This window comes from Nostoc sp. (assembly GCF_036917375.1).
GTDB lineage: Bacteria > Cyanobacteriota > Cyanobacteriia > Cyanobacteriales > Nostocaceae > Nostoc.
The window spans coordinates 20584-46472 of the sequence record NZ_JBALDN010000060.1; the positions used below are offsets into that span (position 1 = coordinate 20584).

At 41.5% G+C, this 25889-nt stretch carries 14 protein-coding genes and 1 pseudogene; 3 read left to right on the plus strand and 12 right to left on the minus strand.

The window, feature by feature from the left end:
- Window positions 1-102: 102 nt before the first annotated feature.
- Together V7K45_RS16155 and ftsH are read right to left on the minus strand one after the other, a co-directional pair.
- Window positions 103-1014, minus strand: coding sequence for a DUF928 domain-containing protein (locus V7K45_RS16155; protein ID WP_335005098.1), 912 nt, complete (start codon window positions 1012-1014; stop codon window positions 103-105).
- A 316-nt stretch (window positions 1015-1330) separates the two neighbouring features.
- Window positions 1331-3220, minus strand: coding sequence for an ATP-dependent zinc metalloprotease FtsH (ftsH, locus tag V7K45_RS16160; protein ID WP_335005100.1), 1890 nt, complete (start codon window positions 3218-3220; stop codon window positions 1331-1333).
- Window positions 3221-3759: 539 nt separating this feature from the next.
- Between ftsH and V7K45_RS16165 the strand changes: the two genes are divergently transcribed.
- Window positions 3760-4305 (plus strand): NADPH-dependent FMN reductase, encoded by a 546-nt coding sequence (locus tag V7K45_RS16165; RefSeq protein ID WP_322693178.1) that lies wholly within the window; start codon window positions 3760-3762, stop codon window positions 4303-4305.
- 44 nt (window positions 4306-4349) lie between these two features.
- On the opposite strand, the gene V7K45_RS16170 is transcribed toward V7K45_RS16165, so the two are convergent.
- The 10 genes from V7K45_RS16170 to V7K45_RS16215 form a co-directional block, all read right to left on the minus strand.
- Window positions 4350-5468 (minus strand): ferrochelatase, encoded by a 1119-nt coding sequence (locus tag V7K45_RS16170; RefSeq protein ID WP_335005104.1) that lies wholly within the window; start codon window positions 5466-5468, stop codon window positions 4350-4352.
- Between the two features lie 1210 nt (window positions 5469-6678).
- Window positions 6679-8145: a xylulokinase gene (gene xylB, locus V7K45_RS16175; protein WP_335005106.1), complete on the minus strand. Its 1467-nt coding sequence runs from the start codon at window positions 8143-8145 to the stop codon at window positions 6679-6681.
- Between the two features lie 127 nt (window positions 8146-8272).
- Window positions 8273-8911, minus strand: a complete 639-nt coding sequence (locus V7K45_RS16180; protein WP_335005108.1) for a hypothetical protein — start codon at window positions 8909-8911, stop codon at window positions 8273-8275.
- 352 nt (window positions 8912-9263) lie between these two features.
- Window positions 9264-10541, minus strand: coding sequence for a glycosyltransferase (locus V7K45_RS16185; RefSeq protein WP_335005110.1), 1278 nt, complete (start codon window positions 10539-10541; stop codon window positions 9264-9266).
- A gap of 805 nt (window positions 10542-11346) precedes the next feature.
- A complete protein-coding gene (locus V7K45_RS16190; protein ID WP_335005112.1) occupies window positions 11347-12606 on the minus strand; it encodes a glycosyltransferase in 1260 nt (419 codons plus the stop codon).
- A 93-nt stretch (window positions 12607-12699) separates the two neighbouring features.
- A complete protein-coding gene (locus tag V7K45_RS16195; protein WP_335005114.1) occupies window positions 12700-13167 on the minus strand; it encodes a DUF2141 domain-containing protein in 468 nt (155 codons plus the stop codon).
- A 102-nt stretch (window positions 13168-13269) separates the two neighbouring features.
- Window positions 13270-14253, minus strand: coding sequence for a glycosyltransferase family 2 protein (locus V7K45_RS16200; protein WP_335005116.1), 984 nt, complete (start codon window positions 14251-14253; stop codon window positions 13270-13272).
- A 242-nt stretch (window positions 14254-14495) separates the two neighbouring features.
- Complete coding sequence (locus V7K45_RS16205; RefSeq protein ID WP_335005118.1) at window positions 14496-15500, minus strand: NAD-dependent epimerase/dehydratase family protein; 1005 nt, start codon at window positions 15498-15500, stop codon at window positions 14496-14498.
- Between the two features lie 206 nt (window positions 15501-15706).
- A complete protein-coding gene (gene devC, locus V7K45_RS16210; RefSeq protein WP_335005120.1) occupies window positions 15707-16885 on the minus strand; it encodes an ABC transporter permease DevC in 1179 nt (392 codons plus the stop codon).
- Between the two features lie 88 nt (window positions 16886-16973).
- Window positions 16974-18182: an ABC exporter membrane fusion protein gene (locus V7K45_RS16215; RefSeq protein WP_335005122.1), complete on the minus strand. Its 1209-nt coding sequence runs from the start codon at window positions 18180-18182 to the stop codon at window positions 16974-16976.
- A gap of 1546 nt (window positions 18183-19728) precedes the next feature.
- On the opposite strand from V7K45_RS16215, the pseudogene V7K45_RS16220 reads away from it, so the two are divergent.
- A pseudogene (locus tag V7K45_RS16220) lies at window positions 19729-19990 on the plus strand (hypothetical protein).
- Between the two features lie 300 nt (window positions 19991-20290).
- The gene (locus V7K45_RS16225) at window positions 20291-25717 is read left to right on the plus strand and encodes a beta-ketoacyl synthase N-terminal-like domain-containing protein (RefSeq protein ID WP_335005124.1); all 5427 of its coding nucleotides are present in this window, start codon (window positions 20291-20293) and stop codon (window positions 25715-25717) included.
- Window positions 25718-25889: the final 172 nt, after the last annotated feature.

The window sequence follows — 25889 nt, forward strand, 5'->3', positions numbered from 1 at the left end:
CCCACTCAATTCCAGGGATCTGAATCTCTGGCTCATTGATTCTGACCGGAGGCAGAGCGTCTCCGGCTCCGCTTCTAAATTCTTATTCAAGTAATTGTTAATTTATTTTTGAGCAGTACAACAGGGCAATAAAGGCTTGTTTACAACTTCTTTAATGTCTACTGAACTCAATAAATCTTCCCAATACTTCTGAACTTCAGGATCGTTCGGACGCTGGCGGCGTAAATTAGCTAAAGTTCTCAGAGCATCTTCCCAAAATCCGGCTGTGGCAAATAAAACTGCGCGATCTAAGTCTGTGTTTGGTTGGTTTAGCTGAAGAGATAGGTTTTCATCTTGCGATCGCACAATTGTACCTTCTACATAAGAGTCTTTATCGCGGTTATTAGAATCGCAAATCATCGAAAAAGTCCAATTGTACTCTTTACCGATTTGTAGAGATGGCTGATCGACAGGTACATTTACACTAACAATACCATTCTGCCCAATAGGTTTGAAAGTTCCCTTATATAATGGGTCAATGCTATCACCATCCCGCAAAACAAATTCTAGTGCTTGCACTGTTGTCGAGGTTTGAGGAAGATAGAAAAAGAATGTGGGACGCTCTGATGTGGTACGTTGAGCTTCCTTATCTGTTGGTGTCAAGGGAATAAGATATTGTCCAGTTTGAAAGCAACTTCCCCGCGTTCCTGCTGACCTTACCCTACCAGGTCTACCTGGAACAAAGGCGATACGATTTCTACCGCGTTGAATGTAGCTTGTAACATTTCTAATTGCAGCAGTAGCATATCTATCTCCAGGACGTAGCCGCTCTGCTTGCTGAAAATTCAATAAAGCTTTTCTATAGTTTCTCCGTTTGGTTTCATTATAACCAAGCTGCATATATTGGGTGTAAGCAGATTTTGCTTGTGCTAGTTGGTAAACTGATGTTGCCAAAACCTGAGTAATGCTTACAGGCTCAAAGGGCAGAAATGCTAAAGCAGCAAGCAGATAACTTGCCCAAAATCTATATTTCATGATGTTTATGTTTACTTGTAGTACATGATTTGGGTATATATAATACAATAGCTTAAGCTTTACAGTGACAAGACTTTATGTGTGCTACTTTCTGGGAAGGCTGAGGTAGTATTGTAATTTTTTTTCACAAAAAAATTCCCAACTTTTTTCAGAAGTTGGGAATCTTAACCTTTGGATTTTCAGTAGTCTAAAGTTGATAGACTATTAGCTTTTGCCTATTCCTGAATAGACATCTGGTGAAATTAAAGATACGTTATCCATAACCCTTGTAGAGAGGTAACACTGTTACCCCTTTACATTTATTTCACTCTTATATTTAATGAGGTACAGCCAATTGTTCATCGGCTACCTGAACATGATCGGTAACAATTTTGCGGAATACATCACCTTCAATTGTTTCTTGTTCTGCTAGCAAATCTACTAAACGCTCTAAAACTACGCGGTTTTCTTCCAACATTTCTTTGGCCTTAATGTAAGAATTACTAACAATTTCGCGCACTTGTGAATCAATTTTGGCAGCAATTTCCTCAGAATAGTCTGATTTATTCATCCAGTCACGTCCTAAAAATACCTCTCCACTCTGATTTTCCAGGGACAATGGGCCTAATTCTGACATTCCGAAGCGTGTCACCATCTGCCGCGCCATCCCTGTCACGTGTTGCAGGTCATTGCTTGCACCTGTGGTCACTTCTGGCTTCCCAAAAACGATTTCCTCGGCGGCGCGACCACCCAAAGTAGCAGTAATCCTGGATTTGAGTTGGGAACGAGAAATTAACCCCTGTTCTTCGTTAGGAGTAAACCAAGTTAATCCTAGTGCTTGTCCCCGTGGAATCAATGTAACTTTTTGCACAGGGTCGTGGTCTTTGAGCAATGTGCCTACTAAAGCGTGTCCAACTTCATGATAGGCAATCAAGCGCTTGCTCTTGCTGTCTACTAAGGCGGTACCTTCCATACCTGCAACAACTCGGTCTACAGCAGCATCAATTTCTAAAAGAGTGACGGCTTCTTTACGTCTTCTAGCTGTGAGAATAGCGGCTTCGTTGAGTAAGTTAGCTAAATCTGCACCAGTAAAACCAGGAGTGCGGCGAGCGATCGCTTCTAATGATACGCTAGGATCGATTTTCTTATTCCGCGCGTGGACTTTCAAAATTTCCAGTCGCCCTTTGAGATCGGGTGGATCGACCATCACTTGTCTGTCAAAGCGTCCCGGTCTGAGTAACGCTGTATCTAAAACATCTGGGCGGTTTGTGGCAGCAATAATAATGATGCCTGTGTTACCTTCAAAACCATCCATTTCGGTGAGCAGTTGGTTGAGGGTTTGTTCGCGCTCGTCGTTACCGCCACCGATACCAGCACCCCGTTGTCTACCTACTGCGTCAATTTCATCGATAAATATTAGACAAGGGGCATTATCTTTGGCTTTCTTGAAAAGGTCGCGCACGCGAGAAGCACCCACACCTACGAACATTTCTACAAATTCTGAACCGGAAATACTGAAGAATGGTACACCAGCTTCACCTGCGATCGCTTTTGCTAATAAAGTTTTACCAGTACCAGGAGGGCCAATTAACAGCACTCCTTTGGGAATCCGTGCGCCTACAGCAGTAAATCTTTCTGGCTGTTTCAGGAAAGTCACAACTTCTTCGAGTTCTTCTTTAGCTTCTTCGACCCCAGCGACATCTTCAAATTTCACTCCAGTTTTTGCCTCCATTTGGAAGCGAGCTTTGGATTTGCCGAAATTCATCGCTTGGCTAGAAGCATTAGTAGAGCGCCGGAGGAACAATAGCATTAAAGCTACTAGTGGCAAAATCCACATCAAGTTGATCAACAACCCAACAGCAGCTCGACTGTTCGCAGAAGAAACTTCGCCAAAATCAACATTCTTATCTTTGAGAATGTTGATTAACTCAGTGTTTTGCGCTAAAAGTCTCACCTGTTGCGGTGGTGTATTATCTTTTTGCCCCTTGAGATAAACTTTTGCTAGCTGTTCTGTTTCGTCTAACTCTACTTTCTCGACTTCTCCCGCCTTCACTTTCTTGATCAAGTCGCCATAATTTAGCGAGGCGGTTTCTGCCTTTTGTGCCATGACAGGAGTACTTCCGAAAATTCCTGGCAACATAATCAAACTAGCAGCAATTGCACCAACCCAAGCAACGCGCTTTGAGGACTGCCTTTTTATCAATGCTTTTTTTCCCGAATTTGTCATAATAATTACCCTTTGTCTGCTGGCACAAGTTAAGCGCTGGTTTTATGCCTATTCTTCTATCAAAAATTGTAATAACTGGAAATTACACTTTTCTTATCTAGTCTAACTTCCTCACAAAAGCATTCCCAAGTTTCTTCAGGCTATTACATAAAGTTGAGCGAGGGTTATCTAGTATGCGGCTGTTAAGACTGGGGATTGGGCACAAGAGGCAAAGGGGCAGAGGGGAAAGACTTATACCATTTTGGATTTTAGATTTTAGATTTTGGATTGTGAAACATCCATTGGATAAGTGTTTCAGTTTTCCATCTGTCGCAATCATTTTTCAAATTGGTATTACTGCTACTTCTCCTCGGTAACAGAGCGTTGGTCATTGAGCGTAGCCGAAATGAGCGGAAGTGCTGCTCCTCTGCTTCTCCAATCTCCAGTAGAGATTAATTTGACACATTCCGGCACAAATCGCTAAGATAAACATAGTCATAACGATTCCGCTTTTTAAGAAATCTGACGATAGTAGCTAGTTAATAGTTTGTGGGTTAATTATGGTGAAAATTATTGGCATTGGTGGTAGTTTAAGACCCAACTCTTATACCCAGCTTGCTTTAGAAGTCGCAGCGCAAAGGGTTGAAGCTGTAGGTGCAGAGGTAGAAATTCTCGATTTACGGCAGTTGCAGCTACCATTTTGCACTGGCGCAAAGGAGTATCCAGAATATCCAGATGTTCAGCGGTTGCAAGAAACAGTTAGTCAGGCTGATGGGTTAATTTTAGCGACACCTGAGTATCATGGTGGCGTTAGTGGTGTCCTGAAAAATGCCTTAGATTTGATGAGTTTTGACCAACTGTCTGATAAAGTGACGGGATTGATTAGTGTCTTGGGTGGTCAGTCTAATAGCAACGCCCTAAATGACCTACGGCTAATTATCCGTTGGGTACACGGTTGGGTGATTCCCGAACAAATTGCGATCGGACAAGCTTGGGGTGCATTCAGTCCTGAAGGCAAACTAGTAGATGAAAAGCTCTCTCAAAGATTCGATCAATTTGCTCAAAGTTTAGTTGATAACACTCGCAAGCTGCGGGGCGTAAATTAATTGTAGGGTGGGTCTAGCTTTGCCCACCCTCGTAAACTCAAAACTTAATGATGGTGGTGGTGATGATGGTGATCCCCTGCGAGTTGAGGATTCACTGCCACACTTTGTTGTGATAACAACTCTGCTATATGAGTATCAGCCCATTGCGCCACCATTGCTAAGAATTCTGGGCGATCGTTGACGCAAGCCATTTGCACGTAGTTCGTGCCAGGATGCTGTTTCTCTAAAGCATGGATGATATGGTGTACATCCAATAGAGTTTCGTGGTTTTCTGTGGCAAAGCCAATTGGCATAAAGATCACTACTTTCGCACCCAATTGAATCAGGTTATTAGCAGCTTGCTCTGCATTTGGCTGCGTCCAATCAATTAAGGGCGTGTCATGATTGAGCCAACCCACGGAGATTAACGGATAGCGGTTAATCAACTTTTCCCGAACCAAGTCGTACATTGCTTCACTTTCGGCAATCCCAGAAGTAAAGCCTTTAGCTTTATGGGGACAGCCGTGATTCATTAGCACAATACCGATTTGAGAAGGGAGATAAGCTCCAGCTAACTCAGCAATTTTCTCCTCAACCAGATGAGCCATCAAATCGATATAAGCTGGTTCGTTGAAGAAAGAAGGAATGTAACGCTGTGCTTTAACCCAGTGTTCTTCACCGTCAGTCAACTCAACTAGAGCATTGTTAACTTGCTCGATCGCAATCCCACTAGTAAAGATAGAATCAACAACCAGCAGTGGGTAAATTAGCAGCTTCTCAAAGCCTTGGTTTTTGATTTCTGCCAAGACTTGATTGGGTAGAAAAGGGGCACAGAAGTTAAATGCCTTGAAAACTTGAACCTTATCGCCCCATTTTTCTTGTAAATTCTTCTCAATCCCAGCCCGCTGCTGTTCAAAGATGGCGTTGTGTGGGGAAATAAAATCGTGGTGTGTGTGTCCCCACTCGTGACGGTCAAATAGCGCCAAAAGCTTTGCCAGAGGCGGATAAATCCAGGTTGGTACTGGTGCAAATTTTGCTGTCAGTAGATTTAAAGCCTGTTCGTTATAGTTGGCGAAATCTTCGTAGCTTTCGACTTCGCCGTAGCCCATGAGCAATACGGCTACACGGTCTTTACCTGATAGATGCTCGTGAGTGTGTTGTACTTTTTCCGGCGTGGCAACCACAATGAGTTCCTCAATATAACCAAAGTGCAGAGAGATTTGGAGTTAGGGAATAGTTTGCACTTTTTCCCTACTAGTAACTTATTATCCCATCCAGGGGGATAGGATAGGTGGCAAAATCAAAAGAATACATCAAAAGACATACTTTGATTATTACTGTATAGATAAAAACACTTTAACTAAATGTGCTTTAAGTCTGGAGCTATCCAAGCTTGTCGAGCTTCCTCAGATAGATATTAGGACGGACTTACGCACGAGTTACACAATAAACCTCTTGGCATTTGTGCTTTTTGCAAGAGGGGGAAAAGGGTAAAGGTTAAAGGGGAAGGGGACAATACAGAACTTTTTCCCCTTCCCCCTTTCCCTTTTCCCGACAAATGCCAAGAAGTCTAATAGCGTACTTGCCGCAGTCTACCACAGAGGATACGCAGAAATTGACACTAATACACATCTGCGTGTCCATACGATGGGATGTTTTTTCACTGGAAGTCCCTAAATCGCATCTTTTGAAGGTAATTGAGGAGGAGCTAAAAAGTTACAAGGCTAAACCAGTAGTTAGAAAACATGCCCTAACAGTCTAATTGTTATACAAAGTAGATAAGCTGAAAAAAGCATTTACCAGACCTTAAAAATTAGTAACGGCACAATAAAACTAAACTAAGTAAATCAAGATAAATTAGGCTATAACTTTCTTTTTTCCTGACTCCTGCCTCTTGCTCTATCACAGCTACAAATATTTGCGTCGGCTTACTTATCCCTCTTCGAGGTCGCTACGACTGAGTGATATAATGCAGATTATTTCTTCTTCTGTAAATCTTCAGTAATTCAGGGTAACTTTAAGATACAGCACTTTGCAACTGAATGAGGTACAGAACCAAGCATTCACAAATCAAATTATTAGACTTCTTGCATAAATCGGGAAAAGGGGAAAGGGAAAAGGTTCTGTATTGTCCAATACGGTTCAGTTAAGGGTTATTGGTGTAGGTAATTGGTCTTTAAGACGCGATAAATCGCGTCTCTACATGAGGGTTTTGGGCTTATCTGAACCGTATTGCTGTATTGTCCCTTTCCCCTTTAACCTTTACCCTTTTCCCCCTCTTGCAAAAAGCACAAATGCCAAGAGGTCTATTCTTCTTCCTCCTGCCTCCTGCCTTCTGCCTCAAAACCAGTGACTTTGTACCTCATGCAAAAGAAAACTGCTGTACTTTAACGCTCAACGAATAGCTTTCAAGGTATCGTAAAGTAGCTTGTAGCGGTTAAACCCTGCTTCATACAAAGGATTTGCCTGTGGCTCTACTACATTACTATCATGCGGTAAAATCTTGAGTGCAGCTGCTAAATTCGGATAAACACCAATCCCCACCATTGCCAAAATAGCTGCTCCGTAAGCAGCTCCTTCTTCAGCTTTGGGAGCAATGAGTTTGGTTTGCAAAACATCTGCCAAAATTTGTAACCAGATGTGAGAACGTGCGCCTCCACCTGTTGCTAAGAGTTGATCGAGGGGAGCGATCGCACTAATAACTTCTAATGCTGACCGCAAGCTAAATGCAACCCCTTCCAGCACAGCACGAATTATATCTGCTGGTGTATGAGCTAATGACAAATTCACGAAAGCACCACGAGTATCTGGATCGAGGTGGGGACTTCGTTCTCCTGCAAGGTGGGCCAGAAATAGAACACCACGCGCCCCAGGCTGCGATCGCTCTGCCATATCCATTAAAGCGGTGTAGGGTATATGCGGGACAAATGTATCTCGATACCAACGCAGAGAACCACCAGCTGCTAGCGTCACTCCCAGCAGATGATAACCACCATCCACATGACAGAATAAATGTACCCGACCTTCAGGATCGGGAATTGGGCGATCGCACGGTGCAAAAATAACTCCCGATGTGCCAATACTCAAACTACCTCGGTTCAGGTTGCTTGATGAGATGCCCAAACCGATGGCGGCTGCGGCATTATCACCTCCGCCTGCGACTATGGGTAATCCCACAGGTAATCCCACGCGCGCGGCTATTTCTGATTTGAGTCGTCCAGCGATCGCGGTAGATTCAATGACTGGAGGGAATAACGCGGGGCTGATATCGAGAGCATCGAGAATATCTGTATCCCATTGCCGATTCGCCAAATTCAGACAGCCAATACCAGAGGCATCAGACGGTTCTGTTACTGCTTCGCCAGTTAGCACATATCCCAGATAATCTTTTGGTAAAAGAATCTGCCACAGCCGAGTGTATGCTTGTGGTTCTTCAGTCCGCAACCATAGGAGCTTCGGCAGTTGAAATCCTGTAATTGCCGGATTTCCAGTGCGCTGGATCGACTCCTGACGGGGAATAGCGGCTTCAATCTCAGCAACAGCTTTACCCGTGCGCTGGTCATTCCACAAAATTGCAGGTCTGATTGCTTTGCCCTCCACATCGAGAGGAACCATGCCATGCATTTGTCCAGACAAACCGAGGGCAATCGGTCGATATCCGTTTAGCTGTTGAGTGACATCGAACAGAGCATCCAAACTGGCTTCCACCCAATCCGATGAGTTCTGTTCCGTCCAACCGGGTTGTGGAGTTAATAGAGGATAGCTTCTGGTTGACTGAGCGATAATTTGTCCTTGCAAATCAACTGCGATCGCTCGTACTCCTCCTGTACCCAAGTCTAAGCCAACTACGATGTCAGTCAATTGCCCCTCCAAATTCTTAATCGTGCCAATGAGTATCATGAATTATCACAAATTGCCCCCATTGGTATGCACCACCTTTCTTTTTTTCCACTGCTACTGCCTAGCCACCCATAACGATCGCTCTTCTCTAGTCTAAAGTCCAGTCTTTACGTTTTTGCCGTAAACCTACACTTAAAGCTGCAAAAGTTAATGCACCCAATGCAAAATTAGGTTCGGGAACACTGGCAATAGTAGCCTTATTTTCGTTTGTAATACCATTCCAGGCACCAAACTCGTACAACTCTAAGCGATAGCTAAACAAACCGTCTGAATCACCAATAAATTGCAGAGGTGCTGAAAATTTCAACACAGTGCCATCAAGGCTATATGGTACTGAACCCCGAATCTTACCCCACCCTCCCGAATTTGGTTCCGATGGGCCAACTGAAAAGACATCACGTATCCGAACGTCACCTGCAATGTGAATTTCTTCTCCGCGAATAATTGACTCAAGGTTACTATAAGCAGGGGATGTTCCAAAAATAGGTAATTCCTCATCTTTATCAATAAAGTATTGAAAAGAGTCGGCTTGTCTATCAAATTCATCAACTGTTAAAAAGTCCGGCACTCTATTAAAATCTGTAGTAAATAACACTTCCTTAGCATTAAGATTTACCACCGCTGACTCTGATTCAACTAATAGTACTGCTTGCGCCATTTGCCCTGTGCCCAAGGCAATTAAAGCTGCTCCAAGCATAGACACTGATAACTTTTGTACGTATGTCATAAAAATTACTTTTTTAACCGTAGTATGGCATTAAGATAATACAGCAAATAACATATTAGCTAAAAGTTATCACAGTAATTTCACTGAAAATTTATGATAATTTTACAGAATTTTTAACAAATATTGTACTACTCAGGATATGCAATCGCATCCTTTAACTAACAGCCTAAGTCAAACTGAAAGTCACTAATTAGCGATCGCTAGTAGTCTGCCAACCCAAAAATGCGCTTGTGAGGTCTGGGGAAAGGGTAAGGGATTTAACACCTTTCCCCCTTCCCCCTTACCCTTTACCCCGCCAAGTGAACGTGGCGAACTACTAGTACTGTAAATACTAGCGATCTGTTTGTGATTGTTATGGTCTTATACTGCCTGTACCGACCTCCACCTTCTGCGCTCCTTCAACGATTTGGTAAAGTTTGTGTTCAAATTTCTGCATACACGCCGACCAATCAAATTCGAGTATAGAGGGGCGAGCGTGTCTAGTCATATCTGCTTTCAAATCGGGATTTTCCAGAATCGCAATTACCTTTTGGGCGAAGTCTGTAGGGTTGTTAGGTTGGGCAAGGAAGCCGTTACGACCAGGAAATACCTGTTCTGAAGTTGACGGTGCAACAACAGCAACCAAAGGAGTTCCAGACGCTAATGCTTCGTTATTTGTCGTGCAGAAGTTCTCGGTGACGGAGGGATTGACAAAAACATCCGCTCTAGCAAACCAACCGAGAAGTTCTGTACCGTGAGACTCGCCCCATACAGTAATACTCGATCCAAACTTTTTAGCACGCTCGCGGATCTCTTGATCTAGCGGGCCACTACCAACAATTACCAGATGGACATCAGGAATTTTAGCAGCTATGACTGGAAAGATATCAAGCAATTGATTGACATTCTTTTCCGGTGTGATGCGTCCGACAAACAACAAAGTTGGTCGGTTATCGTTAGGAATTGGGTTGTAACAAATGTTTCGCGGATGAAATTTTTCGCAATCGATACCTTGATAAGCGACGTATTCAGCGCGTTGGCATTTCAGTTCTTCGTATTTAGTCAGTTGTTCTTTAGAAGAGAAGTAATTGAAGTCATAAGACTCACTAAACTGCTTGACTAAAAGGGGAACGATGGGACGAACCAAATTGAAGAACCTGTCTCCAAAGTAATATTTGATATACGCAACGATATCTGTATGGAAGAGTGATATTATTGGCGTGCCTGTTCGTTTTGCGTATTGAGTGCCGATTGGGCGACCATAACCTTGCAAGAAAAATGAGTATAAACCTCTCATTTGGGCTGCTTCTTCAACCACGATAATATCGGGCTGAAATTTCTCCAGCAACTTGGTATCGCTCCAATGTCGATAATTCAACGGTTGAGGAAGAGACTTGTAAAATACCAGTGGTTCTGTAGGGAACGCGTAAGCAGAGAAATTAGGAAAAGATTGAATTTCTTCTAAACCTGGCATAGGGCGATCGCCAACATTTTTAGGGTAGCGATCGTTGATTTGCGGATGGATTAGAAAAACCTCATGTCCCTGCTCTAGCAACCAACGAACTCGTTGATGAACTGCAACAGAAACACCAGTTAAGAAAGGAGCGTACAACCCTGTAAACAGTGCAATGCGAAGTTTTTGCTTAGTCATAATAAAGGGGAATATTTCACAAAATTGCTGGTTTTTAACTTAGGATTTACGCAGCAAATGTTTCATGAACATCCTGATTATCTGGCTCAGAAATTCCCACTAATACAGTTAGACTAAGGATTTACGCATTGTCAAATAGCTGAAATTTTCGATTTTGAAGTGGATGTTTATAGTGCTTCTAGCTTGTGTGCAATAGAGTCCGATCTCTCTCCTTCTAGAAGAGATGCTTTGGGGATTACTCCCTTCCAGCAACAAAGGTTTTCCGCTTTCCTATCTTCTTAGGCTACAGGTATTACACACAAGTCCTTCTGACCCCCTCTAACTTCCCCAAGCGGTGTACACACAAGTCTGAAATAGCTGATTAAGCAAGGTTTTACCCCACCCTAACCCTCCCCTTGGAAAGGGGAGGGAACTAGATTTCTTTTTTCCCCCTTTATAAGGGGGGATTAAGGGGGGTAAATCCAGAGTTTGGGCTTCATTACCAAAATGTGTGTACACCGTAGCTTATTAAGAAAGAGGTATGGAAAAGGTTGGAGATTAGTAGACTCAATTGCAAACCCGTATATAAACCTGGATTAGAAACTAACAAAACATCCAAACTGCTAAGTCAAAATTCCCCTTAATATATTTGTCTAAACCCTTGCTAAAAATGTAAATATGTTTGGCAATCAACAAGTATAAACATATATTTTTACAAGGGTTATAGCTAATATAGTTCTACTAAATATAAGATAATATAATTTGAAGACTAGGGAATGTTTAGTGTAATAACTTTCATGCCCTAGTTGATATTTAGCAATTTAATTCAAAGAGAAACCTTGCTATTAATAGGCTGATCCAACCATTGATAAGGGCGATATTCCACTAAGCGGACATTCCAAGGCCCTTTAACGCGATAGCTAACACCGCGCCAGGTGACTGTTGATGTCCACAGGGATGATAGCATCGCTAACCCATAAACCCACTGTGTCAACGGAATCCCAATTAACATTTTAATGATTGTAGGAGCTGATAATTTGGCGATCGCCTGGTCATTAGAGCGGACCACTCGCTGTATCTCTAATTCCAACACCAACATTATCAAGAGTAATCCGACAGTGTAAACTCCATAGCAGACTAACAACAGAGCCGCAGCTTCCCATTTTGCCTCTAACAGCGACTCTAGAACTAACACGCTCAGTAGAGTCGGAAACAAAATGCTAGAAACAGCTTCACTCACAAGAGCCAACCAACGGGGATGATACAGTCGAGAAAAAAGGATAAGGCGCTTGAGATAGTCTATTAAGTTAAATAAATCAGTCTCTTCCCGATTAACTATTAGCAGCGAAGGCACAAACTTTACCTGAAAACCATGTTTTTTCAGGATGTCGTGCATCATAAAATCTTCGCCTAAAGCTTGTCCCCACTTATCTAGCAGTTCTGTTTGGCGAAGCACTTCTGTTTTCACAGCCAAAGTTCCACCCCAAGGAATCTGAAAGATAAACATTTGCACCACTGTGGATACATTGCCGATGTACCGCACTAAAGAACCCCAATACCTACCTGTTGGTACGTACCAACGATTGCCGGTTGTTGCGCCTACTTTCGCATCGCCTAGAGGACTGACTAATTCTCTGAGCCAATTCAGATGAACTATAGTATCAGCATCGACTAAAGCAACCACCTTGTAAGAGTCGTCCAACTCCCGGACAGCTTGAACTAAAGAACTGCATTTGAGACTACAACTGTTGCGTACTATTCTCAAAGGGCTGATTTGAACGTTGGTTGCTTCTTGCTCTGTGATGGTTTCACTAGCAATTTTCCAAGCGGGATCTTCGTGACTATCAACGATCAACTTTAAATCATACTGTGGATAGTTTTGATTTAAGAGCGATCGCAAACATCTAGGCAAAAACGGATCGGCTCCGCGTAAGCAAAGAATTACTGCTGTTTTGGGTAGCTGATCGTCTGGTAATAAGTTTTTTTTAGATGAGCGCAGATACCATATAAAGACAAGCGTAAAACACACCTGAATAACCAGCCAACCCATCAAAGACTTAGACAGAAATATTGCCAAATCTTCCATTAAATTTTTAATCTCCGACAGAATAATGGATTGGAAATTGGGGATGGGGCAGAGGAGAATAATTTTCCCTCTCCTCCTAACTCCCCATTCCCTTTACGAATCCAGTGAATATTTCATAATGATGGTCACTGTTGTATTTTTGTTTACAACAAAACTGGCATCACGAAACTTTGGTGTACCTGTTTGTATAGACACAGTTGGATTTTTAGAAATTCCAAAACCTTCTTTAGGAATTCCGAAAAAGTCTTTATTGAGTTTGCGATCGCCATTTTGATCGTCAACCACAGCAACAGCATAAGTTCCAGGCTTCAAACCGGAGAATTCTTTTTTTACAGAAGTGCCAGTAATCTTAGCGCAGCCACTTTGAGCTTCACTAGTACTACTCATTGGAAATCCTTTTTCATTTGCATAAACTCGGAAGCAAATTTCACCTTTTTGGTGATGTATTCCATTGACTACAACATTAAGTGTTGCAGTTGGCTCTGCGTTCGCTATTTTTGCAAAGCTGATGCTCATTAAAGTAGCAAGCAAAACATGAGATAGTTGAGATAGTTTCAGCATAGTTTTGTAGTCAGAATAGGTGATTTTTGGGTTGATATAAAGCTACATTTGTCACAGACATTGGCGCAGCCATCGCCAGCTTTTATTTGTAAACTGGTTTTTTCAAAGAATGACTTGCTCTTCTTTAATGAATGCTGTTTTCCAACCTTTCCAAAATACTTGCAGCACACTTAGCAAATCTTTCAGCAAAAGATATTCTGTTCCTTTTAACTGCTGTTGTAGACTTCTATGACAACATAGCCGCTCATTCAAACTCAGGGGACTACGCCATATAGAGAGTATATACTCCCAGATTATTCTCCAATGTGGGAATAAAATTTGTCCTTTCTTTGCTGAATCAAACCACACTGTATACCCATAAAAATCAGGCAGCATACTCAAGAATGATTTTTGATTTGTATTTGTTAACAACAAATAATTGGGAAAAAACATACTCATTGATTGTTGCGGATGACTTCTGAAGAAAAACAGGTATTCAGGGATTTCATAAAACCTACCGAGAATACCAAGTCTTAACAAAAGAATTCCATCTGCATTACCGTAACCACCCATAGGCGGTATCTTTTTCAAAGCACTAGTGCGAATTACCCCGTAACATTGATTGCATAAATGCTTGGTCAGCAATTCGTGAAAACGCTCCTGTGGCTTTAGTGAATCGGCCTTGACTTTGATATCGTAATTTTGGATAAAATTCCCCTGTTCATCAATGAAATATGCCTGGGAGTGACACAAGATTATAGTAGGATCTCGGTCAAGCACCTCGACACACTTCTTGATAAAATCTGGAGAATGTAGATCGTCATGGGCTGCCCATTTAAAATACTCACCCGAAGACAGTTTCAAGACACGATTAAAGTTACCAGCACAACCGATATTCGTGTCATTGCGGTAGTAACAAATACGTTGCTCTTGCTCGGCATAAGCTCTACAAATTTCCTCAGTTTTATCTGTTGATGCGTTATCTGAAATAATAAGTTCAAAATCTTCAAAGGTCTGCGCCAAGAGTGAATCTATGGCTTCTTTGATAAATTTTTCACCATTGTATACAGGTAATCCGATGCTCAATCGTGGCTGATTGCTACTCATAGAAAATAAGTATTCGGAAAATCTGTGGATTATTTGGTTAATCGTAGTTAGGTAGATGCAACGTAAGAATTCAGAAGTCAGAATCCAGGAGTCAGAATTAAGGATACTTTGATACCAAGCTGAATCATTTCAAGTAAATCAAGAGTCTCCTAGATATTTCATTTTGCAATCATTCTGTTAGCAGTAGCGGGGCGTTTAGCCCATTCTGACTCCTGACTCCTGAATTACTAAAAATCTATGAACTATTTCATCAAGCTTTGAATATCTGTTTTTTGCAGCCATTCATGTGTTTGCTGCATACCTAATTCTAGGTCAACTGCTGGTTTGTAATTTAACAGATTTTGGGCTTTGGCAATGGAACAAGCGTAAGGACGAGTCATAAAATCTATAGACTCTGGTAGGATATCAACTTTTTTCCGAAACAGTTTTTGTCCTTGAACGCGTAGCTTTAGAAACAATTTGATTTCATCTTTTGATAATGAAAGGGGTGCTTGTAAATCTTCCATTGCTGCTAAACGCATAAAATACTCTCTCCACGAAGTTTCTTGTCCGTCGGTGATATTAAATATTTCACCGTAGATTTCTTTTTCTATCGCGAGAAAAATGCCATTAACCAGATTATCTATATATACGTGATTGATAACTCCTTTAGCATCATTGGCACAGGCAAATAATTTTTGACGCATCATCAGAATTGGTCTGACTATCCAGGGAATACTTCCTGGGCCGTAAACATCACCGGCTCGAATAATAATGATGCCAAAATCTGGAGGATTATTCAGTTCTAATACTGCTGTTTCAGCTTCTATTTTCGTTTGACAGTAGGGATTATTTTCGCCAGAGAGTGGGCCGGATTCTGTAACACCATCAGGATAGTTAAAACCGTAAACCATCACACTAGATAAATGCACAAATGTTTTGACACCAGCTTGTTTAGCAGCTTTAGCCATATTGACAGTACCGCCAACATTCACATCACGAAAATGCTTAATTGCACCAGCTTCTTCAGCAATTTGCTCTGTATGTAAAACGATATCTACTCCCTGACAAGCCTTTTGGGCAATAGTAGAATCGGTGATACTACCAATAATTACCTCTACGCCTAAATTCTGTAATTGTTTGTTCTGTTCTGTAGAACTTTGTAATCCACGAACCTTCATCCCTTGCGCTATGGCTAACTCGGCTGTACGCAAACCGACAAATTCATTAATCCCAGTAATTAGGAGAGTTTTGTCTTTAAGGTTCATAAAATCGAAATCATTGTTAAATAGGTGAATTTGATTTGTTAGATAAAAGACTTTAAGTAATACCAAATTTAAATATTGGTAAATACTTTTAATCTAAAATCTAAACGTGTATAAGAAGAATTATTCTGTGGAGAAGCTGTACTAATACTTAGCTATCAGTTTATATCATGGCAAAATAACTGAATTATTTTGCTACTAAAAATCAGCTAGAAAATATCTCCTGGATCTGCGGAACGGAGTTTATTGATAGCAAGCGCTCCTGATGTTATACACATCAGAACTGTTGAAGTTAAGACAATCACTGCATTATTAGTGGTCATAACTATTGGTAGTTTAGTTGCTTCTGCTGCAAAACTATATAACAAAACAGAAGTAATAAATCCTGGGATATAACCTAAAATCGCTAAAATTAAAGCTTGCTGAAATACTACATTTAGTAAATAGCTATTGGCATAACCGATGGCTTTTAAAGTGGCGTAAGCAACGAACTGTGTAGCAATATTGCTGTAAAGAATTTGATAAACAATAACTACACCAACCACCGCAGCCATTGTCAACATTAAGTTAAGAATAAAACCAATGGGTGTTCTGACAGCCCAATATTTTTTTTCAAAATCAATGAAGCCTTGGCGGGTAAAAACTTGGACATCATTAGGCAAACTTGCTTGTAAATTTTTCAGTACTGTTTCTGGATTAGTACCAGGTTTGAGGGAAATCAAACCGATATCGATCATATCGGCCGGACGAGTATTGGGATTTATTCTTAAGAAAGTTGAGTCACTGACAAGTAAATTGCCGTCTACCCCAAAGGAAGGCCCTAAGGTGAATAAGCCACCAATTCTCACTTTATAGCCAATTAATGAATTGAAGGGAAATATTTCAACTGTTTGTGTAGTATCTCCCGCATTAAATTTTTCAGCTATTGGGCCAAACTCTGGGCGAGAACCCCGATCAAAAAGCATAACATCGGGAATTTTGAGTTTATCTAAATTTTTCTCAACTTCCGGTAGATTGATTACAGGTCTACCTGGATCGAAACCAATAACATATATTGAATATTTCTCACCAGTTGCCGGATTTTTGAGTTTGGCAAATTGCAAATACATGGGGCTAACTGACTCTACGCCATCAAACCCCAAAGATTGATACAAACGAGTCCGCGAAAAACTTTGATTTGAGGTCAAAGATTTATATTGCGAACTAACTAAAAATAAATCTCCTTTGAGATTCTGATGCACAGCAGTTGCACTAGAATAGAGAGCATCTTGAAAACCAAGTTGCACAAACATTAGCAACACAATAAAGCCAATTCCGGCTACAGCTACTAGTAAACGAACTTTTTGCTGGGCTAACTGTAGCCATGCTAAAGGAATTTTGAAAATCATGGATTTATTTATTATTTGTCATTTGTCATTTGTCATTTGTCATTTGTTAATGACCAATGCCCTATGCCCTATGCCCTATGTTCAATGACTAAATATGAATGGCGACATCGACTTGTAAGTTAGTAAAACGAGCGACCTTTTCACTATCGGCAGGATTATCGATGGAGATTTTCACTTCCACTATTCTGCGGTCTGTATCTGAGCCAGGGTTGAGGCTAAAGATGCTTTGCTTGTCAACTTGCCAACCAATTTCTTTTACAGTTCCTTTTATTGTTCCAGGAAATGCAGTGCTGGTAATGGTGGCTTTTTGTCCTACACGCACTTTTTGAACATCGGTTTGATACACCTCTGCAATCACATACATTTGAGATGTCTTACCTATTTCAGCAAATCCTCTGGTGGTGCTAATTACTTCTCCGGTTTTGGCGTGAATTTTCAAAATTTTGCCATTTATGGGAGATTTGATGTAACTTAAATCCAAGTCGGCTTTTGCTTGTTGAACAGAAGTTGTTGCACTATTAACTTCGCTTTGTGCGACTTGAACATCTACACTACGCACTTCGCTAATACTGGTGAGTTGTGCTTGTGCTTGCTTGCGTTGTTCTTGGTATGTGTCTTGAGTTCGCTTGAGAGTGGCTTGGGCTTCTGTTAGCTGCTGTTGTGTAGTCTTTAGTTGCAAAGCTTTGCTATCTGCTACAGAAGCCGCGATCGCACCTTGTCTATATAATTGCTGATAGCGATTATTTTCAGCTTGAGCATTGTCTACTTCCGCCTGGATGCGGTCGATTGTTGCCTGTTGTGTGGCAACATCTCCTTTATATTGTGGCTCTAAACGGGCAATTACAGCCTTTTGAGCATCGACATCTCCGGTTTTACCTCCAGATTTAACTTGCGCCAATTTAGCTTTGGCAACTTGTAGCTGGTCTAAAGCCTGTTGCAATGCGGTTTTAGAACGACCATAATTTTCGAGATAGGCCAATAATTGTCCTGCTTTAACCGTATCTCCTTCTTTCACTAACAGTCTGTCTACTCGCACCCCATTATTAGATGTGGGAGCAGTCAAAGTAGTAACTTCGCCTTCTGGTTCTAAACGTCCCAAGGCAGTCACAGCAACTTTCGCAGGGGTGGCAGCTTTTGGAGGGTTGGCTGGCGCTGTCACAACTTTCGGTTTAGACCAAAAGGGTGCCAAACTATAGAAAGTGATTAATCCAGCCGCTAAAGTGAGAGAAGCTGCTAAAATTACTTGCGATCGGCCTACGGGTTTTCTGAATAATCTACTTTCTTTATTTACTGCCATATTTTCATTCCAATTCTGCTTTTTTAGGGAATAACCTGGTTATATTTAGTCGATTACAATGGACTCATCCGCAAATTACCAAGAGGGCTTTTCCTCTAGGTTTTCTACCTCAATTGAGTGGATGGTTCTAAATTGGTTTTATATGAATTGTTGTACGCTTTTACCGGCCAAACTTACTATTGTGGCGTGAAAATTAATGGCGTATTACTTCAAAGCTTCCTAAGTTATATCCTAATTTGACATCTAACCCCGTAGCGTAAAATACAATAGCGCTAACCAGAAAACTTAACTTTCAAGAACAACCAAGCGCTAATAAAAATGAACTCAAAACTTGGATAAACTTGTTATTAAGTATGACAATCAAATTTTCATTTGTCAAGTAATTTTATTTTCATAAGTCCTGATTCTCTCACTAAAATATTTCATCATAGTCAGATGAAAGACTGAATAAATTTGCTCATCACTAATCCTTCATCTGCTGATTGAATACCAATAGATAGTTGGTTATTAACCAGATTTCTTATTACTAACAGATTATTGTTAGTGAGGTTGTGTACTATTAGACATTCTTATCCGTTTTAATCCTACTAATTAAAGGCATGAAGCGATACCTTCAGTGGCTTATGCCAACGCACATCTAAAAATACACGAGTACACTAGACTTCTTGCATAAGTCGGGAAAAGGGGAAGGAAAGAAGAGGGGGAAAGGTTAAAGGGTAAAGGGGAAAGGGAAGAAAATCCCCTTTACCCCTTACCCCTTCTCCTTTCCCCAGCCGAAGGCGTTTCCCTTTACCCTTTTCCCCAAGAGTGCAAAAAGCACAAATGCCAAGAGGTCTACTGTAACGGAAGTTTAGCTAGCTTTAAGACCCTTGTTTAGCCCAGGTGGCTAGCTTTTGTCTGTGTTGTTGAGATTTATAACCACTAATGAAATCATGATTATGTTTACCAAGTAACATACTAAAAATTAATATTTGCTTTATAAATAACCGCTTTCCTTTTTAACTTGACTTATATTGAAAAATAACCAAAAACTTTGGTTCAATTATCATGTTTATTTGAGAAAACATACTTATGGTTATTCAATTTATCTATGTATTAATTGAATTGTTACTTACTAGACAACAGATTGGCATTGTTAACTTAATTCAGGGGAATTTTCTGGTTAACCAGTAAATAACAAACTATCTAACTCATTTATATAGTTATAAATTATACTTTTCGGCTGAAATTTCTTAAAAATTCATATCAGTAAGAGTAGAAATTTATTTATAAAATAACTTTAAAGAAATGATTTAGTTTGTGTAAAGTATGTTAGTCTTTTTATTAATTCAACGCTTAAAAGCAGTTAGACAAACTAGTTATTTGATGGAAGTTTTAAAATTAAAAATAGCTAAAGATAACTGCTTGGTCATCACTTATGCTCGTTTAATTACTGTTTCAATTTGCATAAATCCGGCTCCAGGATGGTGTCTTTTGTGTAACGAACTTGTCAACTTTCCTGGTTGAAGTAGCATAAAATATATTATCCCGGACGTTGAAATTGGCTATGAAATTGATCCAGATACAGAACGTTGTCATTAAGAACAGACATGTTGCTGTGGTTAGGTTAGATAATCAAACGGTTTCGGGTAAAAAACGTTTCTGTTCCCTTAGCTACTCCTCAGTTTTCATTGTTCCAGTAGGATACCATTACTCAAAATCTTTACCATTCCAAATGGATTAAAATCACTGGTCAAGCAGCTATTACACTCCAAGACTATTTTACCAGTTTTAACAACGTTATCGACCGTGCAAGTTTTAGATTTTGAATACGAGACGCTGCGCTATCACAAATCTAAAATTGGTTGAGCTTTTTCCACAATATCAAGAGTCTAGCGTTGGATAACATTTTTTGCGATGTCTACGACGGGCTACGCCTACGCAGTATGCCAAAGTCGCCTATAAATCTAAGGCTTTATGAGGGCAGTATGTGTCGTGTGGTGTTGATTTGGAGAAAAGCATTTAGCAAAGATAGGATAGCTAGCTGCTTAGAAGACGAGAGATTTTCATTATTTAGTAGGCAACAGAAATTACTGTAACTACACAATCCACAGTACTAACTATGCCCTATGTCTGCTTATTCAATTGATACTGCCTTAGCGGAGTTAGAGAGCCTTATCAATAATTGTGAGAAGGCTGTGATGAGGTCTATAGAGGAAAAAAACATGAAGTCAGACAAATCAGATAAATCAGTGTCAATTAACAAAATTAACAGACAATTACAATACAATCCTATCGCCATTGTTGGGATGGCTTCTCTATTGCCACAAGCCAGAAATTTGCGGGAATACTGGCAAAATATAGTAAACAAAATTGACTGTATTACCGATGTTCCTGCTACTCACTGGAGTGTTGAAGATTATTACGATCCGAATCCCAGAACTACTGAAGATAAAACCTATTGTAAAAGAGGTGGATTTCTTCCAGAAGTAGATTTTAACCCGATGGAATTCGGTATACCTCCCAGCATTTTAGAAGTCACAGATGTATCGCAACTATTAAGTTTAGTGGTTGCAAAAGAGGCGATGGAAGATGCAGGCTATGGTGAAAAACGTGAGTTTAACCGCGAGACTGTTGGCGTAATCTTAGGCGTGGCTATGGCCAAGCAATTAGGAATGCCACTTTCAGCTAGGTTGGAATATCCGATTTGGGAAAAAGCTCTCAAAAGCAGTGGTTTATCCGATGAAGATACGCAAAAAATCGTCGAGAAAATCAAAAGCGCTTACGTAAAGTGGGATGAGAACGCTTTCCCTGGAATGTTGGCTAACGTAGTCGCAGGTAGAATTGCCAATCGCCTAAATTTTGGCGGGATGAATTGTGTAGTTGATGCCGCTTGCGCTAGTTCTTTCGGTGCTTTAAAAATGGCAATCAGCGAACTAGTTGAACATCGTTCTGACATGATGCTAACTGGTGGCGTTGATACCGACAACACCATCATGGCTTACATCTCTTTCAGCAAAACACCGGCTGTTTCTCCTAGTGAAAATGTCAAACCATTTGATGCTAAATCTGATGGGATGATGCTGGGTGAAGGTATCGGGATGATTGTCCTCAAACGGTTAGAAGATGCTGAACGAGACAACGATAAAATATATGCCGTAATTAAAGGTATTGGTACTTCCAGCGATGGGCGTTACAAGAGCATTTATGCTCCCCGCAAAGAAGGTCAAGTTAAAGCCTTAGAACGCGCTTATGAAGATGCCGGCTTCTCTCCTGCAACTGTTGGTTTGATGGAAGCACATGGCACCGGTACAATGGCTGGAGATCCGACAGAATTCGGTTCTTTAAAAGACTTTTTTGATGTGCATGATGACAAAAAGCAGCATATCGCTTTGGGTAGTGTGAAATCGCAAATCGGACACACAAAAGCGGCTGCGGGTGCGGCGAGTTTGATTAAAACTGCTTTGGCTTTACATCACAAAGTATTACCACCCACAATTAACATTACCGAGCCAAACCCCAAACTCAACATTAAAAATTCATCCTTTTATTTGAATACCGAAACTAGACCTTGGATTCGTCCAGAAGGGGAAGCACCAAGACGCGCAGGTGTAAGTTCCTTTGGATTTGGCGGAACCAACTATCACGTTGTTTTGGAAGAATATGAAGCCGACCAAAACGCCGCTTACCGCTTACACAGTGATGCTAGTGAAGTGCTGTTGTTTGCTCCTACGGTAGAGCAATTGTTGAGCAAGTCGGAAGAGATTTTAGGTAAGTTGCGATCGCCAGATGCACCCGCACATTACGCACAATTAGTCAATGAGTGCAAATTACAACAAATTCCTCTCTCTGCTGCCAGATTTGGGTTTGTCGCTGAGAATCTCGAAGAAGCTTGCAAGTTTCTGCAAACTAGCATTGACTGGCTGAAACTCAAAGGGTCAGCAGCATCTTGGGAGCATCCCCAAGGGATTTATTACCGTTCCTCTGGTATGGAGTTGGGCGGAAAAGTTGTCTCTCTATTTTCTGGTCAAGGTTCGCAATACCTGGAGATGGGACGCGAACTGGTGATGAATTTTCCTTTGATGCGCCGTCTTCATGGTTATATGGATAGCCTGTTGCTCAAAGATAATTTGCAGCCGTTGTCAGAAATCGTTTTTCCTCATCCTGTGTTTGGAGAGGCAGAAAAGAATGTCCAAATTGCTGCCTTACAACGCACAGAATACGCTCAACCAGCCATCGGGGTGTTGAGTGCAGGGATGTACAGCATATTGCAACAAGCTGGATTTAAATCAGATTTTGTTGCCGGTCATAGCTTTGGTGAACTAACCGCACTATGGGCTGCGGGGGTTTTGAGTACCGAAGATTACTTGTTCTTAGTGAAAGCTAGGGGTCAAGCAATGGCTGCACCCGAAGATCCAGATCATGATGCGGGTAGTATGCTGGCTGTCAAAGAAGACATCAGCAAAGTGGAAGCAGTGCTGAGACATTTTCCCCAAGTTGCGATCGCTAATCAAAATTCTCCGACTCAATTTGTCTTGGCTGGGCCTACCGCAGAAATAGCGAGAATCAAAGAGGCTTTACACGAGAAAGGATATACGGCTGTATTGTTACCTGTTTCAGCAGCGTTCCATACACCGCTAATCGCCTTTGCTCAGAAATCCTTTGCGATCGCTACCAAGTCTGTCAAGTTCCAAAGTCCGAAAATCCCTGTTTACAGCAACGTTACCAGTAAGCAGTATCCCAAGGAAGCCCAAAATATTCAAAAGATTCTGGAAACGCACCTTTCAAACTCGGTGTTGTTTAAACAGGAAATTGAAAATATCTATGCGGCAGGTGGTACTTGCTTTGTGGAATTTGGGCCGAGGAGAATTCTGAGCAACTTGGTGAAAGAGATTCTTGGCGATCGCCCACACATCACCGTATCTTTGAATCCCAGCACTCAAAAGAATAGCGATCGCTCTTTGCGAGAAGCAGTTGTGCAGTTGCGGGTAATTGGTATGGCTTTGAATAACCTCGATCCTTACCAACTTCCCCAAACTATCCCCCCAATTGAGACGAAGAAGACATTAAATGTCCGTTTAAACGGCATAAACTACAGATCCGAAAAAACGAAAAATGCCTTCGCTCTAGCTTTGCAGGATGGGCATAAAGTCACATTACCCACTCCCGAAGCTTCTGAAACTGTAGCTCCTTTATTTAGTAGCCCCGGTGTAACTCCACCTGTAGCAGTGATAGAGACTAACGGACATAAAAAACTTACCCCAGTAATGAACGGTGTGACTGCTAGTATCATCACCCAGCCAGAGCAACAGATGAATCCTGTTACCCTGTCACAACCAGTCCAGGAATCTAAGATGCAACCAACACCAGAAAAACTTACAAATTACGAACAACTTTTAGCAAGTTTAGAATATCTCCTGACACAATTCCAGGAAAATCAAGCCGAGAATTTACAAGTTCACGGTACTTATCTCAACCATCAAATGGAATACGCTAAAGCGTTTTTCCAACTGATGCAGCAGCAGAATTCCTTGTTGAGTGAAAGTAAATCAACAGCCGAAACTGCCAAAATGAAGCTAGTTGTCATGGAAAGCTTAGAGCGTAGCATGATGCAGTTTCATTCCCAACAGGGTGAAACTCTACGCATCCATGAGCAATATCTCCAAGAGCAACTGGAATATACTAAGAGCTTTTTCCAACTCATCCAGCAAGAATATTCTCAAATCATCTCAGGTGAGGGAGCAACTCAACTAACAGAGAAACTCAGCAATTTCACTCCGTTCACCACAGAAACAACTGTTACTGATGCACCCGTACCCGCTACTACCAAGATAGTAGAAAGCCAGCCTTTGCCTGTAACTGAGCCTGTAGCTAAAAATGGCTTAAATGTTACCCAAGCACCTCTCCCGGCTGTTGTAGAGGCTCTAGTTGAAACTTCCTACTCCCCACTTCCCACACCGCACTTCGCCACTGTCGAGACAGTAGAGCCTGTAGTCGCGCCACCTGCCCCAGTTGTAGAACCCCAACCTGAAGTTGTAGTCAAAATTAGCTCACCTCCAGCCAACGACGTTGTTGCATTCACCCCAGAACCAGCACCCACAACTGCTGCACCTGTATCTGGCGCAACCATCGATATTGTTGACTTGGATAAAAACCTGTTAGCCATCACCAGCGATAAGACCGGCTACCCAGTCGAAATGCTGGAAATGGACATGGACATGGAGGCTGATTTAGGGATTGACTCTATTAAACGGGTAGAAATCTTGGGGGCGCTACAAGAAATGTACCCCAACTTACCCAAGCCAAATTTAGAAGAACTGTCAGAAAAACGCACCATCGGTCAAGTTGTAGAGTATCTGCAATCCCACGCTTCCAAAAGTGTTTCTGTAGAAATTGCAGTTCACGAAATACAACCAGCAACCGAGATTGCAGTAGAAACTGCACCAGTAGTTGAGGTAGTCATTGCACCGGAACCAAGCATAGTTGTCGCATTCACCCCAGAACCAGAAGTTGCTCTCTCTGTCTCTACAAGTGATGAATTTGCAAACTTAGGTGAAACCCTGTTAGCCATCACCAGTGATAAGACTGGTTATCCAGTCGAGATGCTGGAACTGGAAATGGACATGGAAGCTGATTTAGGGATTGACTCTATCAAACGGGTAGAAATCTTAGGGGCGATGCAAGAAATGTACCCCAACTTACCCAAGCCAAATATCGAAGAACTCGGAGACCTCCGCACCATCGGTCAAATAGTCGATTACCTACAGCAGTTGGCTGGAGGTGAAAAAAAAAAGTCTGAGCCTGAGTTTGTCCAACAGCAGCCACCGGAATTAGAGCATAATATCCAGCGCCATCTCGTCAAACTCAGAAGCTTACCACAGCCCGATTATTTGGATTTCACATTACCAGAGGGACACATCGGTTTAATCACCGATGATGGTTCCCTCACCACCTATAAATTAGCTGAATCCCTAATCGAGAAAGGCTGGAAAGTAGTAGTTATCAGCTTCCCCCAATCGCTCATCGCCCAACAAGCGCCTTTACCCACAGGAGTAACCCGCGTCACCTTAGCAAACTTAAGTGAAGAACATCTTCAACAACAATTGCAAGCGATCGCATCTCACTGCGGAGCGATTGGGGCCTTCATCCACTTACATCCAATGTTTGTAGGAAATCACACCGGAAGTATTTCTTATAACGAATCAGAAAAGGCGATCGTCAAGCACGTATTTTTGATGGCGAAACACCTCAAACCCTCTCTGAACGAAGCCGCAAAGCATGGACGTAGTTGTTTCTGCACAGTAGCTCACCTTGATGGAGCCTTCGGTTTAGAGTATAAAGTCAACTTCGGTGCGATCGGTGCTGGTTTATTTGGATTAACCAAAACCCTGAGATGGGAATGGCCAAAAGTATTTACTCGTGCGATCGATTTAAGTCCTAGACTTGACGCTAAACAGTCAGTACAAAACATCATCGCCGAACTTCACGACCCCAACCTTTATATAAGTGAAGTTGGCTACGGTTCACAAGGACGAGTCACCATTATCGCCGATTAATTAGTTCTTTGATATAGCAGTCTTATTTGAGTTGTGAAAATTCCTGTTTTTAACGAACCGCGAAGGCGCGAAGGGCGCGAAGAAAAGAAATAAACAGAGAATCTCATAAATCTTTTAGGGCTGCTATGGTGCATTCTTCTTACTCTCTTCCTACTACAAAATTCCCTATTTA